This window comes from Verrucomicrobiia bacterium (assembly GCA_035577545.1).
GTDB lineage: Bacteria > Verrucomicrobiota > Verrucomicrobiia > Palsa-1439 > Palsa-1439 > Palsa-1439.
In genome coordinates this window covers 1-14,975 of record DATLVI010000005.1, presented here as the reverse complement: position 1 = coordinate 14,975, position 14,975 = coordinate 1, and the positions used below count along the sequence as shown (strand labels likewise).

Genomic DNA, 14,975 nt, shown 5'->3' with positions numbered 1-14,975 from the left:
ACCCTTCGCCTCGCTCGGAATGACGACTCACTGGGTCACGGTCTTTTTCGTATCAGCCGGGGCGATCGTTTACTCCTACGCGATCTATCCGTTGTTGCTGGCATTGGTGCCGGTGCGTCGCCGCGAACAAGTTCCCGAACCCGCCGAATGGCCGTCAATCTCGGTCGTGATCAGCGTGTACAACGAGGAAAAGCACATCGTCCAGCGCATCGAAAACCTGCTGGCGCTCGACTATCCACGCGACAGGCTCGAGATTCTGATTGGCTCGGACGGTTCGACCGACCGCACGAACGAACTGGTGCGCCGGTTCAGCGACCCACGCGTGCAGTTGTACGAATTCGGGCAACGCAGTGGAAAGCCGAGTGTGTTGAACCGGCTCATCCCACAAACGCGCGGCGAGTTGCTTGCGTTCAGTGATGCGAATGCCCTGTTTGCGCCCGATGCGCTACACAAACTCGCCCGACATTTCCGCGACACGCATATCGGCGGCGTCTGCGGGCGGTTGCAGTTCCACGGGGAGAAGAGTGAGACCAACGAAGGCCCCTACTGGAAACTGGAGACGTATCTGAAAACGCGCGAGAGTGTGCTCGACTCGTGCCTCGGCGCAAACGGAGCCATCTACGCGATCCGCAAGTCGTGCTGGCCCGACATTCCTGACAATACTTTTGTAGACGACTTCGTCATTGGCATGCGCGTGCGCGAACAGGGAGCCCGGGTGGTCTACGACCGTGAGGCTGTAGCCACGGAAGAACTGCCGCAATCGGTCAGCCACGAAATGACGCGGCGCATCCGTATCGGCGCGGGTGATTTCCAGGCCCTGTTCCTCTGCTGGCGCTCGCTGCTCCCCTGGCGCGGATTTCATTCGGTCGCTTTCTGGTCGCATAAAGTTTTGCGGTGGCTGTCACCCTTTTTCATGGCGGCGGCATTGATCGCAAACATCGCGCTTCTTCCCCGCCCGCTTTTCACGGTGTTGATGGCGCTGCAACTGGCTTTCTACGCGCTGGCTGCGGTCGGCATGTTGCGGACCGGACGGAAGATCGTTTTGTTCAGCGCCCCGCACTATTTCGTGACCATCAACCTCGCCCTGCTGCTCGGGTTCTTCCGTTTCATCACCGGCACACAACAAGCAGCGTGGAAACGCACCGCACGGTAGAATTTGCAGAACGATCATGGCCATGCTGAAGAATATCCATCTCTGGCTGCCGAGCTACCTCTCGCGGCGACCGCCGCAAGCGGTCACGCCGACGCACGTCTTCTTTTGCTTCGTGGATCACTACGAGCCCTTATGGAACAAGGTGTCGCGTCATCAGGGGTTGGAGCGGGTGGAGCATTGGTTCGAGAATTATCCACGGATGGCGGACAATTTTCGCGATGCGGACGGACGTCCGCCGCAGCACACGTTTTTCTATCCCGCCGAGCAATACGTGCCCGAGTACCTGGACCTGCTGGCGCGGGTTTGTGCTCGCGGCCACGGCGAAGTTGAAATCCATTTGCACCACGACAACGATACCGCCGACAGCCTCCAATCCACGCTTAACGCTTTCAAAGCGAATCTGGAACGCCACGGGTTTCTTTCCAAGGGCCGTTACGGGTTTATCCACGGCAATTGGTCGCTGGACAATTCGCGCGCGGATGGTCGTTGGTGCGGAGTGAACAACGAACTGCAGGTTTTACGCGACACCGGCTGTTACGCCGACTTCACGCTCCCGAGCGCGCCGAGCGATTGCCAGACGCGCAAGGTCAATTCGATTTATTACGCGACCGACGATCCTCAACAACCGAAATCACACGACACCGGCGCGGACGTGTGCGTTGGTGGCCGGCCGAGCGGCGACCTGTTGATCGTGCAAGGCCCGCTGGCGTTGAACTGGAGCAGCCGCAAATTCGGCCTGCTGCCGCGCATTGAAAATGGCGAGGTGGCCCGCAATGCGCCGGCTGTCACCGACCGCGTGGATAACTGGGTGGCGCAACGGATCGGCGTCGCGGGCAAGCCTGATTGGGTCTTTGTAAAAGTTCATACGCATGGCTGCCAGGAAATGAATTTCGATGCGGCGCTGGGGTCGTCCGCAGCAGAAATGCACCGGCATCTGCAGAAGAAATACAATGACGGCACGAAGTTTGTGCTCCACTACGTCTCGGCCCGCGAAGTATTCAACTTGATCAAGGCCGCGGAGGCGGGCCAGACGGGCGATCCAAATCGGTATCGCGATTATGTACTACCTCCCCCGCCCGTTGTCGGAACAGTACGGCGAGGAACCAAGCTTTGAACGATAAGATTCGACGGTTTGTGGGTCGGGTTGCGCGCACCCTTGATGTCATCGCGGCACTGGTTGTCCTGCTGCTGATCGTCCTGGCGGTGTCCGGTCCGCCACGGGGTATTGTGGACTGGTTGGAAATGCCCGAACTCGCGCCGCAGGAAACGCCGCGCAATATTGTGGTTCTGGGAGGTGGCGGCATCCCGAGCGGTTCCACTTTGTTACGCACATATTATGCGGCGCAATATGGGAAGAACCTGACGGGCACAACTTTCGTGGTCTCGCTGCCGGCCGACGGCAATCCAGAAACGAGTAGTGTGGGACGAATGCAGGATGAGCTGGTATTGCGGGGAGTCCCTTCGTCGGCGATCCGCATGGAATATCGCGGGTTAAACACCCACGAGCAGGCGGTCAACGTTCAACGCCTGCTCGGTCCCGAAGCGCTTGGCCAGCCGATCTTGATCGTCACTTCGGGATACCACATGCGGCGGGCGGTCTCGTGTTTCCGCAAACTGGGATTCACCAAGGTCTCGGGCCTGTTGGCTTCCGATATTGGGGCGGAAGCGGAGATTGGCCCCTGGGGCTGGTTGCGTTACGGGGTGTGGTCGCATCTGGAGCGGGAGATTCGCATTTCCAGGGAGTTGGCGGCCCTGGCGACGTACAGACTTGAAGGCTGGATTTAGCAACGTGCGAGAAGGAATCTATCTGGCTCTCTTTTGTGTGGGCGCTTGTCTGGTCACAAATGACGTCTCGGCCGGGCAAGAACACGCCGCCGTCACCAAACCGATATTGTTCAATACACCCGAGGCGGATGCGATCCTTGGGACGCTGCAGATTTTTCCGTCGGACAACGCCTGGAACCAAATCGTTTCCGCGTGGCCGCTTCACCCCAATTCGCGGAACATTGTCGCGTCGATTGGGAACGACAAACCGCTGCGGTACAACCCCGACATGGGATTCATCCTCGTGCCGCCAGACCAGAAGCGGGTCGCGGTCAGGATCACAGATTACGCGGCGGAGTCGGACAAGGGGCCCTACCCGATTCCCGACCAACTGCCGATTGAGGGGTGGCCCGCCTGGTTCCATCGCGATTCCGAACATCCGAACGCCACGCTGGAAGAAGTGCAGCGTGACCAACTCAATCTCGGCGGTGACCGCCATGCCATCGTCGTTGATCCCGTCAATCGTATGCTCTACGAATTCTACGGAATGCGCCGGACCAACAACGGCTGGCAGGCGGCGCAGACTTCTATCTTCGATCTAAAAACCAACAAACTGCGACCGGCCGGCTGGACTTCGGCGGATGCGGCCGGGCTACCCATTTTCCCCGCGGTCGTGCGGTATGATGAGTTGCAACGCGGGCGAATCGACCATACATTGCGGGTAACGGTGCGCAGAACGCGAAACGATTTCGTCGCCCCCGCCACGCATTACGCCAGCAAGCTGACGGACGACAATCTCCCGCGCATGGGCGAGCGGTTGCGGTTGCGACAGGGCTTCGATGTCTCGGGGTTCTCGCCGGAAGCACGCGCGATCCTGGTGGCGCTGAAGTGCCGCGGCATGTTCGTCGCGGACAATGGCATCGAATGGGCGATTTCGGTTGCCCCGGACGAACGCATCCCCGTGCTTCACGAGGAATTGCGCCGGGTGAAAGGATCGGACTTTGAGGTCGTCGTTGAGCCGTAGTTTTTTTGTGTTTGATATATTCCTATATTAGCATATATTGGTGGCGTGGCACGGCTGGCGACGACTTCGGATGTGTTCAATGCGGTGGCGGAACCACAGCGGCGGCGGATCCTCAATTTGCTTACGCGCGGGGAACGGCCGGTGAACTTCATTGCCGTCTCGTTGCGCTACAAACAGCCGCAGGTCTCCAAACACTTGCGCGTCCTGCGAGAGGTGGGACTCGTCAGCGTGCGCGGGGCCGGACAACAACGGCTGTACAAACTCAACGGCAAGCGATTGAAGCCTATCCACGATTGGGCCAAGACATTCGAGACTTTCTGGAACGAAAGCTTCGATCGCCTGGATGATTACCTGAACAGATTGCAAGCAAAGGAGAAGTCGCATGAGCGAAAAGAATAACCCTACGGCGGAATCATCGACACAGGAGTTCGTCATCACGCGGATCTTCGATGCGCCGCGCGAGCTGGTGTGGAAGGCCTGGACGGAGCGCGAGCGACTGATGGAATGGTTTGGGCCAAAAGGTTTCACGATGTCCACCGCCAAAATGGATTTTCGTCCGGGCGGAAGTTTTCACTATTGCCTGCGATCCCCTGATGGCAAAGAGATGTGGGGCAAGTTTGTCTATCGCGAGATCGTCGCACCGGAGCGAATTGTTTTGGTCAATTCGTTCTCGGATGCGGCGGGTGGCTTGACCCGACATCCCATGAGTCCGACCTGGCCGTTGGAAATGCTCTCCACGACGACCTTCGTTGAGCGAGGAGGCAAGACGACGCTCACCATAAAATGGAAGCCACTGAACCCGACGGAAGAGGAACGCAAGACCTTCGACAGGGCACATGGCGGCATGACGCAGGGTTGGACGGGCACCTTTGAACAGCTTGCCGAATACCTGGCAAAAGGATAAAACATCGAAACATGAAAATCGCAATCATCATTGTCCGCATTTTGATGGGGCTGATGTTCCTGTTTGCTTCCATCGTCGTCCTTTTCAACCTCATGCCGCACCCGGAAATGAAGGGCAATGCCAAGCTATTCATGGACGGCATCATGGCGACGGGTTATTTCATGACGCTGCTGAAGGTCACCGAGCTGGTTTGCGGCGTCGCCTTTGTGGCGGGCCGCTTTGTTCCGCTGGCCACCGTGGTAATTTTTCCCATCACCTTGAACATCCTGCTTTACCACGCGTTTGTGGCCCCGGAAGGCCTGCCCGTGGCGATACCGTTGATGCTGGCGAATTTATTTCTGGCCTATGCCTGCCGGAAAAACTACAAAACGTTGCTGGCCGCAAGAATTGCCTGAACATTTCGGGAGCAACCCAAAACCAAGCCGGAGAAGAGTCACTATGCTCATAAACATACTCATTGGCGTTGCCGTACTCATTGTTGTGTTTATCATCGTTGTAGCCACGCGGCCCGACAGCTTTCGTGTTACGCGGTCAACCGTCGTCTCCGCCCCCGCGGCGGTCGTGTTTGCGCAGGTGAATGATCTCCACAAGTGGGAGGCATGGAACCCATGGGGAAAGCTCGATCCCGCATGTAAAATGACGTACGAGGGCCCGCCGGTGGGAACCGGGGCCGGTTATACCTGGGCCGGCAATAACAAGGTCGGCGAAGGGCACATGACCATCACGGAGAGCTGTCCGAATGAACTCATTCGGTTCAACCTTGAATTCCTAAAGCCCTTCAAGGCCAACAACACTGCGGAGTTCACCTTCAAACCTGACGGTAATCAAACCACCGTGGCTTGGAGCATGGCTGGTAAAAGGAATTTCGTGTTCAAAGCGTTTGGACTGTTTGTGGACTGCGACAAAATGGTCGGACGCGATTTTGAAAAAGGCCTTGCGGACCTGAAATCGGTGGCGGAAGCCCTTAAACGGAAGTAGCCGCGCGTCGGGAATTACCGGTAACACCCTACCGACCTGTCCAAAGAGAAGCGCTGATGCCCCCGCTTGAGGACATCAGCGCTTTCGATTTCGATTCTGTCGTTTACGGCACCAGCACGCGAACACGGTAGTATCGGGCCGGCGTGTTGGTCGCCCCGCCCGGATCCACCATGTTGGCCAACGTCCCGAGCCCAATCCCACCGCTCAGGATGTTGGTCTGGCCAGTACTGGCAAAGTTGTTACTGTTGTAGTTGCCGCCCGTGCCCGCGGTGAACTCCAGCACGTTGGTGCGACTCACCAAGGGTGGCGTGCGACTGCTGTCGCCACTGGCACCCAGGTAATCCACCCGGACGTCAGTACCACCGTTCGTGTTGGAGACGCTGGTGATATGGACGTATGCCGAGGCATTGGTGGGATTGAATCCCGCCAGGAATTGATTGGTGTTGCTCATTCCCTTGCCAAACGGATCGGCACCCGGCCCGCTAAACGACGGTGTACCCAGTTCGGCAATCGTGAAGTACTGGTTCTGCCACGCGGTAAACGGATCGGACGGCGGTGGCGAATTGGTGTTTACGAGCCAGTTGTAAACGGCTGTATAGTTTGTTGACATGGCCATTCTGTATATCAACATGCCCGGCTGATCGTTACCGGAACAGAAATTGTCGATGTCGATAGCCCCGACTCCCGTATTACCGGGGCCAGAAAAGCTGGTTATTCCGGCCACATCGAGTCCGTCATGCGCGTCATAGCCCATGGTGAACAGACTGTTGGTGGTGCCGTTTGGCGGGTTGACAAATACCCAGCAGTTGGAATTGACAATGTCACCCACGATAATCACGTTATACTTCGTGCCGTAGGTGCGTGGGGTTGTGCCGTGGTAGAAGCTATCGAAGCCGTTGACGTGGGTGTTCCATACGTAGGTTCCGGGCACGTTTGTGTAATTATTCACTGCGGTCCGGGCCTCGTTGTGAGTGACATCATTTCCGGTCCCCACATTGGGGAGAAGGGTGAAGTCCCAGGTGTTGGGGAGAGCTGGCGCACTGGTGACAACGATCGACATACCCAAATAGGCGAATTGCCCGATATTGGTAACGGGCGAGGAGGCGATGTTCTTGGCGGGTTCCTGTTCTGTCGCACCACCTCCGCAGCCAGGATGCTGCCCACCTGCAAGCGCGAGCACGCTATTGGCGATCTGATAGGGGTTATCTTCCAAGCCGGGGGTCGGGTTGAACCAATTATTCTGCCCGACGACATCACCAGGAGCGTATGTGCTGAAATCGTCGAAGAACCCGAATCCGACCTGAAGCGTGATCGTACGCGTGGGGAGTGCAGCGTTGGCGGCGACGTTGGTGATTGTGAGCGTGTCCTGATAGGTACCGATCGGCAGAGTATTGGCAGTGGCGTTGATTGTTACGGTGATGTTCGTTACCGCAAGGCCGGCCAAGCTGCCGTTCGTCGCGCTCAGAGTGTTCCAACCGGCTGATGTGCTTGCGGTCCAGCTTTTCGCCGCGGGGGTCGCATTGGACAGTGTGTAGACATAGCTGGATGGAGCAAACGGCCCGCCGGCTTCACCCACTGACAAATAGTTGGAAGTTGGCGTAATAAAGAACGCGAAGTCGTCTAGCGTGGCTGTGGGTGAGGCTACGACCGTCCCGCCCGCGCCGCCGGTATGAAAGAGCACTTTATCCGTGTAAGTGAAACCACCAGCATCCGAGTTGGCGGTTCCGTTGGGAGCCAAGGTGACAATCGTGACGGCACCGGGAGCGACCGTACCGCTCGATGGGGTGGCCGTGACCCAAACACCCCCACTTTGCGGCACAATCGTTATGGTAAAATTCGTGCTCGTGCTGCCAAGATTGGCGACTGTGAAGACGTTGTTGTTTGAGGAGAAGGGACCGCCCTGGGCACCTGCGAAGTACGGACCGAATGGCGGGCCGACCGAGATCACACCCGGACCGGCGCTGATCGTGCCCGCATCGCCCCCCTGTGGCGCAAACGCGATCCCACGCGTATTGATGCGGTTGGCATTGACGCCCGGAGGTCCCAACGGTTCGGCGTATGCGTTTGCATCGCCGGGGAGACCGATATCGCCCGTGTTGGATTGAGGCGAGCCAGCGAACCCGCTCACGTCATTGTAGGGGTACAACTGGTTGATCGCGAGGGTCCCGCCACCTTCCGTGATATAGAGAGTGACGTTCGTTCCGTTTTTCACTCCGGTCACACTGGTTGCTCCCTGCGCGTAAACGTAGCCAAAGTTTACCCAGGCGTTGCTGGCCGGTATGTAGCAGTATTTCAAAACGCCGCCGGCTTTTCCCAGCGGCTCACCCGGAGCGTTGGTGGTACTGTCAGCAACATAGAGAGTGTCCGGAGTGACCCCCCCGTTCGTACCGCTCAGATTGAACATGGTGAACCCAAAGGGGCTGCCGATGGCCGGCGAACTGGTAGTGGTATTGCCCAATACCCCGGCAAGGAACAAGAAATTAGAATTCACAAAGGAGGTCGGCAATGAACCGCCGAACGGGTTGACTGCCAGACTGGTGTTGGTCGGGGCACCAAGGACATGGTTGGCGGAATAGTAGAGGGTCTTGTTGAAAATGCCGAAGACCCGGCTGTTGAACTTTGATACTGTCTCGACCTGCGTCGAAAGCATCGATCCCTGCGTCGTATATTTGCCGCCCGTCGCGTTCCCCTCGCCCACATGCCAGATGTTGGTGCCGTCGAGGCTCACCGCGCTCTGGACGTCGTTGCCATCTTCGTTGGCGTCGATCAGGGTTGTCGACGTGTAGATATGGCCATTCCCATCCACCAACCCCACGACGCGGGCCACCTGGCCCACCAGTCCCGTGGTGGTCGTGGCGTCGAGGGCCTGGTTGGTGACTTGTCCGACGGTCGCCGCGAACCCGCCCAAAGCAAGGAACCGTCCGTCCGTCGAGAGGCTCAACGCGCCATCGGGCCTTGCCGAGGCCTCCATGATGAACGGGCCATGGCGACCGACCCAGTTGGTCGGCATCTGAATCGATTGGACCGGGGTGGGCGCCGTAAACCCGCCCGCATTCGCCCAGATACTGTTGGTCGTATACTCATCCAGGAAGACCGTGTTGCCGATATTGGTGATGACCTGCGTTCCATCGCCGACGCGGACGATCACGATATTGCCCGCTCCAAACGGGGCCGCGACTGCGTTCATCCCCAGCGCCACTGCCGCCAGCACTACAACCAGCCCGAAGGTTTTTTTCATTCTCATTTCCCTCATTCTTTCCCTACGGTCGCTGCCTCTGTCGTTTCTGAAAGGTCTCGTTCTTTTGTAACGCTCTCAACTCACATTGCCAAACTGCAGGGGACATTGAGCCTTATCCCGGGGTAATCCGTATCAATTAGCAGACGTGTTCGCGTAGGGGAAGGGCCACCAGTGATACGGTATGCCGTTTTTCCAGTCACCGCCGGCTCCGCTGTTATCCCACTGGATATTGCTAAGCGGCGTGGGGCAGAGCGTGTTGCCCTGCCTGCAGAAGTTGCGCAACTCGATCCATTCCACGTGTCCATCAGCCAGAACGAAGTTCGAGCCGCCGGAGTGACGGTTCACGAGGTCGTACTGACCATTGGTTTCTGGAAACGCATCTTCCACTTCCTCGCAAAAGACGATCGTGGTGGAAGGCGCCTGCATTCGGTCGCGACGAAATCCAATAGCGGTATTGCCTTCCATGTGCAAGCACGTACTCAGCGAGTAATAGAAAATGGCATTGTTTGGGTCCATGGTCGGGCTTTTATTGACCGCGCTGGGACAGACGAAGATGCTATGGCCGGTGCGCGGCGTGGGCGGGGTGTTGGCGGCATACAGCTGGCACAAAGTCTTGGCCTGGACGTACGGTGTGAGAACATTGAACCAAGCGTTGCTGTTGGCCACCACGCAGGGTGGACTGCTGAACATGCCGTCGTAGGGATAGTACTCGGCCCAATCGTCGTTGTACATGTTCAGCGCCAATGCCCACTGGTGCATGTTGCTGACACAAACCGCGGCATAGCCTTTTTCACGGGCTTTGTTCAGAGCGGGCAACAACATTGCCGCCAGAATGCCGATGATGGCAATGACCACCAGCAGCTCGATCAACGTGAATGCTGACCTCGCCTGCCTCCGCCAGGGCTTCGGCTGGCAAGCCAGCAACTCGATGAGGGTGAAGGCGCGCCTGGACCTGACTGGAAGAGAAACCGAAGTCACCTTGTGCATTGCAAGCTCTCCTTTAATTTCGCCATATAGCTTATCTGGCAACTCGACCGCTTGCACAACCTAAAAATTAGCCGAGGGTTGGGCCTTGCCGCGCCGACGCGCGGCAAGGCCCGCCAAATACAATTACCATCAACGGCTTCAAGGCCATGATTTCCTGGCGCGCGTCACAGCCAGTACCACCAGCCGGTTCGCGCGCCGAGCGGCCACCCTTACGAGCGGCGGCGACGACGCATGGCGATCAACCCTGCCGTGCCCAAACCGACCAATGCGACTGAAGAAGGCTCGGGAACCGCGACAAGCGACAGCGGCGTGAATTCCAAGGGTCCACCCGTATTATAGGAGACAAACCCCTTCATGTTATACACGTTCCCCGCCCCGATCGGCGTGCCCGCCAGCTGGTCGGCTGCGGAATACGACGTGACCCAGTCAAACATGGTCATGCTGCCAGTGTTGTCGGTCATTGTGTAGGTCTCCTGGGCAATCGTCGGAGCGACACCGCCGACATAGCCCGGCAACGCAGTGAGGCCATTGCTCGGCGAGCTGATCGTTACGTTATCAACTTCCAGGTAGTAGCCCGCGATGTTCAGGAAATTACTGGGGGCGGAACCCGTCGCGGCAATCTGGCTAACGTTGAACACGGGCCGTGGAGCCAGTGCATTTCCAGTCGACACGGTGTTGAAGTAATGATTGGAGGCCGGAACCGAGCTTAAGGAAATCTCCGGAATCTGGTGGAACGGACCCCACGAGCCGGCAAGGTTCAGTTTATCGCCGACGTTCACGTTTGTGCTGGTTGCGTTGCTAGCAACGAAGAGGTTCGACAGCGTGGCTGCTGTGAGGAACATATCCAGCGACCCGGTTGAATCCTCCGCGAATACCGACCAACTGCTGTACGCATGGCCACCAAGCGTGATGGGCATCGACCCGACTTCGGTGACAACGGGATAATCACCGGACGTGTTGTCATACTGGACGTAGGCTGTCGTTGGGTAAAACTGCTCGATGTCGCTTGCGTCATCGGCCATAACTTTCGTTCCGACCAAAGCCACCGCGCCAACAATGGTGCTCGCCAACAGAACACGACTCCTCCAAGTCCCGGCTACTGTCTTGTGAATTGCTCTCATGAGATCCCCTCACCTTTTTTGATTTTTTTGGAACCTTGAAATGGTGGGCCGGCCTCCTCTGCATGGTAACAAGGAATGCCGTTGCGCGACCACTCGCCGTTCCGTTCCCTATTCTCCAACTCGCTAGTTGCGATGCTATACAAGTGGCGGCTAAAAAGTCAATCAAATGTCAAGCATAATGCATTACATTTCGGTAATGTTGCTGTTACGTCCGTGTGACTTGATCACTTTTTTAGTCCGCTTTGCTCCCCTCGCAAGAGAGCAAATGACCTGTCGAAGACCGTACAACTTACCACCCTGTCAACAACGACCCCTAAACCCGGTCTCCAAACCTCGACTTGATTTGGTGTGTACCATCCTACGTGCCAAGTGGCCGCATCTTCTCCGGCGATATTCCGCATCGCTCGTGGTCACAATCGCTTCTGGAAGATGAGGAGTTTATTTCTTTGGACTGAAACAAGCGGAAGCTGGGCAGGATTAGACATTGTGGAAAAACCGCTACACTTGTCGTGTGCCAGAAAGACTGGTGCGACGAACGCATCACGCCCGTTCGACAGCAGTAGGTTGCCCTGGTTGGGCAAACATTTCTACAAGACACGCGATTATGTGGGACTGACCTTCAATGTTTCTGGGTCAACGCCGCGCCCTGGAGTTTTTGTGCTTTGAGGCTGTTGCTCTGCAAGGTAGCCAATGCGGCCAACTGTTGCGGGGTTAGAAAACCGGCGGCCTGATCCAAAATGCGCTGGTTGGTCTCGGTCACCTGTTTCAGGTATTTGTCGATATCGTCTTGTGAGCCGAAGAAAGCGGCGTCCAGTTCGCCATTGATACCGTGCGTGGTCGTGTAGGGTTCGGCCTTGACGATGTCGATCAGGCGGGCGTTTTGATCCTCGGTCAGCGGGCTATTGCCTAATTGATCGTTCAACATCTTGATGGTGGTTCGGGCGGGCACTTCCTGGTTGAACTCGTTATAGCGCGCGTAACCCGTCGGGCCCAACAGGGATTGCAATTGATCGTTGTTCTCGTCATAGGCCTTGGCCATGGCCTGCGGCATTGCCGCAGGGTCGGCGTTTCCCGACACCAGCTTCGAACCCATGTCGGAAGCTTTCAACCATTTATCGCCGACCAATTGAGTAAATTTTTCCACGTCATCCGGCGAGAGGGCCAGCTCTGTGAACAAGGGAGCGTATCGTTCCTTGATCATCTTCAACTGCACCTGATGAATGTAGTCTTTCATCTTCGGATCGCTCATCATGCGGGTCAGGCCAGCCGCAGAAGAATTGGCTTCACTTCCGTTCGATGAAGAGGGCTGTGAAAGCATTCCAGCTTCGCCCGCTGATCCAGAAGACCCGGAAAGCCCGGTCATCTTTTGACCGGACTTCCATTGTTCGTTTTCTCCCTGGACGGCTGCCAATTGTTTTTTTGCGTTGTCACGCTCGCGCTGCAACTGCTGGAGTTGTTCCGTCAGCGGCGCTTGCTGTTGTTGCAAGGTTTGAATCTGTTCCTGGAACGTTTGGACCTGCTCGCGCAGGGTCGAAGCCTGGTGGGCTTCGTAGAATCCCGCGCCGGCAGTGACGGCGATGGTGGCGACGATCAGGGTTTTTTGCAGTGTGGTCATAGCAATGGCCTTGGTGACGGTTGCGGTCGTTGTGGTGGTGGTAACGGCGGCGGCGGTTCCGGCAATTGCCGCGGCGGATGAAATCGCGGCGGCCAGCCCGGCCGGGGCGGCTTGGACGGCGTTGGCGGAGATCACAACGATGAGGCCGCTCGCGCCGACGGTGACGCCGCGTTTGGCGAAGAATTCGCGGAGGCGTTCGACGGCGCGGCTGACGCGTTTTTGCGCGGCATCGTCGGAGGTGCCAAGCGTCTCGCCGACTTCGCGCAGGGATTTGTTCTCGAAGTAGCGAAGGACGATGGCGCTACGGTCCGTCTCCTCCAGCGTGTCCATCCCCTCGTCCAGCAGACCCTCAATGAGCGACCAGTCGGAAGGCATTGAGTCCATGGCAGCGATCTCCATTGCTTTCTGTTCCCGAGCCTGACGTCGTGATTCCCCACGCACGACATCGATCGCGGTCCGGTACGCGACACTGTGCAGCCAGGCGCCTAGAACGGTGTCGGGCCTCAACTTGTCGGCATTTCGCGCCAGATCCGTGAAGACCGATTGGGACACTTCTTCGGCCAGGTGCGGCGATTGCACGCGGCGCAGCGCCACGGAATACACCAGATTCACATGGCGGCTGACCAACGCGGCAAAGGCTTCTTGCGAATGCCGTTCGGCGTACTGGCGCAACAAATCGTGGTCGTTTGTTTCCATCTTTGTTGATTATATCGCCACAGCTGGTGGGAATCCGACAGGATTTGTGCAAACGCCCAGATATGGCGGAGGCGGCAGAAGCGGCTCGTTTTTCCTGTCACCTTTTCGTAGGATGGGCGTCGTATCCGGTGACATGAGAACCATTGCAGCAACCGAACCACTGGATGATGTGCGACTGGTCCAACTCTCGCGAGAGGGCGACCGCGAGGCGTTCGGGCGGATCGTGGAGCGGTACCAGTCGCTCATCTGCGCATTGACGTACAGTGCTTGCGGTAACTTCCAGGCCAGTGAAGACCTCGCGCAGGTGACTTTCATCACGGCGTGGTGCCAACTACGCCAACTCCGCGAGCCTTCGAAGCTCAAGTCGTGGTTGTGCAGCATCGCGCGTAACGCCACGCTTGATTCTTTCCGCAAACAGCGGCGGACTCCCACGGCGAATGCCGAAGCGCTGGATTCGGGCGTTGAAATCTCTGCGGACGCGCCCACACCGAGCGACCACGTCATCAGCAAAGAAGAGGAAGCAATTCTGTGGCGTTCGCTGGGTGAATTGCCGACGACGTACCGCGAGCCGTTGGTGCTGTTCTACCGCCAGCAACAATCCATTGCGGAGGTCGCCGACGCGCTGGAGTTGAGTGAGGACGCGGTGAAACAACGGCTGTCGCGCGGGCGGACGATGTTGACGGAAAAGGTCACGGCATTCGTGGAAGGCGCGCTGCGGCAGACGACTCCCGGCCGGGGGTTCACGCTCGGTGTGTTGGCAGCGCTACCGGTGATGGCGACTTCGACCAAAGCGGCGGTCGTGGGAGCGACAGCGGTCGGAGGGGCAGCGAAAGCCGCCGCGTCCATTGGTATCGCGGGTGCGATTCTCGGGCCGATCATTGGGATTCTTGGAGGCTGGTTCGGCGCGAAGATGAGCATCGAGAACACGCAGTCCGCGCGCGAGCGGCAGTTCATGATCAAGGTGGTATGGAACACCCTGGCGCTGGTGGGGGTGTTCTGCCTGATCCTCTTCGCGGACATATTGCTGACCCACTTTTGGTGGAAGACCCGTCCACTGTTGGTCGTCGTTGCGTTTGTTGGGACGCTGCTTGGTTATTGCGCCGCGCTCATGGTGCTCATCTTTTGGGGCAATCGCAACCAGCAACGCATTCGGCGGGAGGAAGCGGCGAAGCTGCCGCCCGGGACACTGCCGGCTGGCTTGCGGTGGTCCTGGCCGTGGAGTGTGTCCTACCAACCGCTGGAGTATCGGAGCCGTTGGACGTTCCTGGGACTTCCGCTCATTCATGTCCGGTTATTTTGCCGGCAAAACGGCAAGATCCTCCCCGCCCAAGGCTGGATCGCGGTGGGCGATATCGCATACGGCGGGCTGTTCGCCATTGGCTGCATGTGGGCGGTGGCTCCCATCAGCTTTGGCGGCGGATTCGCTGTGGGAGGATTGGCGTTGGGCGGTGGATTCGCGGTGGGACTGCTGTCGCTTGGCGGAGGAATCAGCCTG

13 protein-coding genes are annotated in these 14,975 nt (G+C 57.9%); 9 read left to right on the top strand and 4 right to left on the bottom strand.

Annotation, left to right across the window (positions count from 1 at the left end):
- Window positions 1-19: 19 nt before the first annotated feature.
- The 8 genes from VNL17_01445 to VNL17_01410 are packed head-to-tail and all read left to right on the top strand — an operon-like array spanning window position 20 to window position 5,823.
- Window positions 20-1,153, top strand: coding sequence for a glycosyltransferase family 2 protein (locus VNL17_01445; protein ID HXI82735.1), 1,134 nt, complete (start codon window positions 20-22; stop codon window positions 1,151-1,153).
- A 16-nt stretch (window positions 1,154-1,169) separates the two neighbouring features.
- Window positions 1,170-2,267 (top strand): hypothetical protein, encoded by a 1,098-nt coding sequence (locus tag VNL17_01440; protein HXI82734.1) that lies wholly within the window; start codon window positions 1,170-1,172, stop codon window positions 2,265-2,267.
- Window positions 2,264-2,938: a YdcF family protein gene (locus tag VNL17_01435; GenBank protein ID HXI82733.1), complete on the top strand. Its 675-nt coding sequence runs from the start codon at window positions 2,264-2,266 to the stop codon at window positions 2,936-2,938. The genes VNL17_01440 and VNL17_01435 overlap by 4 nt, the downstream gene beginning before the upstream one ends.
- A gap of 4 nt (window positions 2,939-2,942) precedes the next feature.
- Window positions 2,943-3,941, top strand: coding sequence for a hypothetical protein (locus tag VNL17_01430; protein HXI82732.1), 999 nt, complete (start codon window positions 2,943-2,945; stop codon window positions 3,939-3,941).
- A gap of 45 nt (window positions 3,942-3,986) precedes the next feature.
- Window positions 3,987-4,340 carry a metalloregulator ArsR/SmtB family transcription factor gene (locus VNL17_01425; GenBank protein HXI82731.1) on the top strand — a complete coding sequence of 118 codons (354 nt, stop codon included), beginning with the start codon at window positions 3,987-3,989 and terminating at the stop codon, window positions 4,338-4,340.
- Window positions 4,324-4,845 (top strand): SRPBCC domain-containing protein, encoded by a 522-nt coding sequence (locus VNL17_01420; GenBank protein ID HXI82730.1) that lies wholly within the window; start codon window positions 4,324-4,326, stop codon window positions 4,843-4,845. The genes VNL17_01425 and VNL17_01420 overlap by 17 nt, the downstream gene beginning before the upstream one ends.
- Window positions 4,846-4,856: 11 nt before the next feature.
- Window positions 4,857-5,240 carry a DoxX family protein gene (locus VNL17_01415; GenBank protein ID HXI82729.1) on the top strand — a complete coding sequence of 128 codons (384 nt, stop codon included), beginning with the start codon at window positions 4,857-4,859 and terminating at the stop codon, window positions 5,238-5,240.
- A 43-nt stretch (window positions 5,241-5,283) separates the two neighbouring features.
- Window positions 5,284-5,823, top strand: coding sequence for an SRPBCC family protein (locus tag VNL17_01410; protein ID HXI82728.1), 540 nt, complete (start codon window positions 5,284-5,286; stop codon window positions 5,821-5,823).
- 103 nt (window positions 5,824-5,926) lie between these two features.
- Here the strand turns inward: VNL17_01410 and VNL17_01405 are convergent, their stop codons facing one another.
- From VNL17_01405 to VNL17_01390, 4 genes are all read right to left on the bottom strand, one after another.
- Entirely contained in the window at window positions 5,927-9,067 is a 3,141-nt protein-coding gene (locus VNL17_01405) for a hypothetical protein (GenBank protein ID HXI82727.1), read from the bottom strand.
- 126 nt (window positions 9,068-9,193) lie between these two features.
- Window positions 9,194-10,048 (bottom strand): prepilin-type N-terminal cleavage/methylation domain-containing protein, encoded by an 855-nt coding sequence (locus VNL17_01400; protein HXI82726.1) that lies wholly within the window; start codon window positions 10,046-10,048, stop codon window positions 9,194-9,196.
- A 209-nt stretch (window positions 10,049-10,257) separates the two neighbouring features.
- Window positions 10,258-11,169 (bottom strand): PEP-CTERM sorting domain-containing protein, encoded by a 912-nt coding sequence (locus tag VNL17_01395; GenBank protein ID HXI82725.1) that lies wholly within the window; start codon window positions 11,167-11,169, stop codon window positions 10,258-10,260.
- A 619-nt stretch (window positions 11,170-11,788) separates the two neighbouring features.
- Window positions 11,789-13,480 carry a sigma-70 family RNA polymerase sigma factor gene (locus VNL17_01390; protein HXI82724.1) on the bottom strand — a complete coding sequence of 564 codons (1,692 nt, stop codon included), beginning with the start codon at window positions 13,478-13,480 and terminating at the stop codon, window positions 11,789-11,791.
- 133 nt (window positions 13,481-13,613) lie between these two features.
- On the opposite strand from VNL17_01390, the gene VNL17_01385 reads away from it, so the two are divergent.
- Window positions 13,614-14,975 (top strand): sigma-70 family RNA polymerase sigma factor (locus VNL17_01385; GenBank protein HXI82723.1); only part of this gene is annotated, 1,362 nt, incomplete at its 3' end.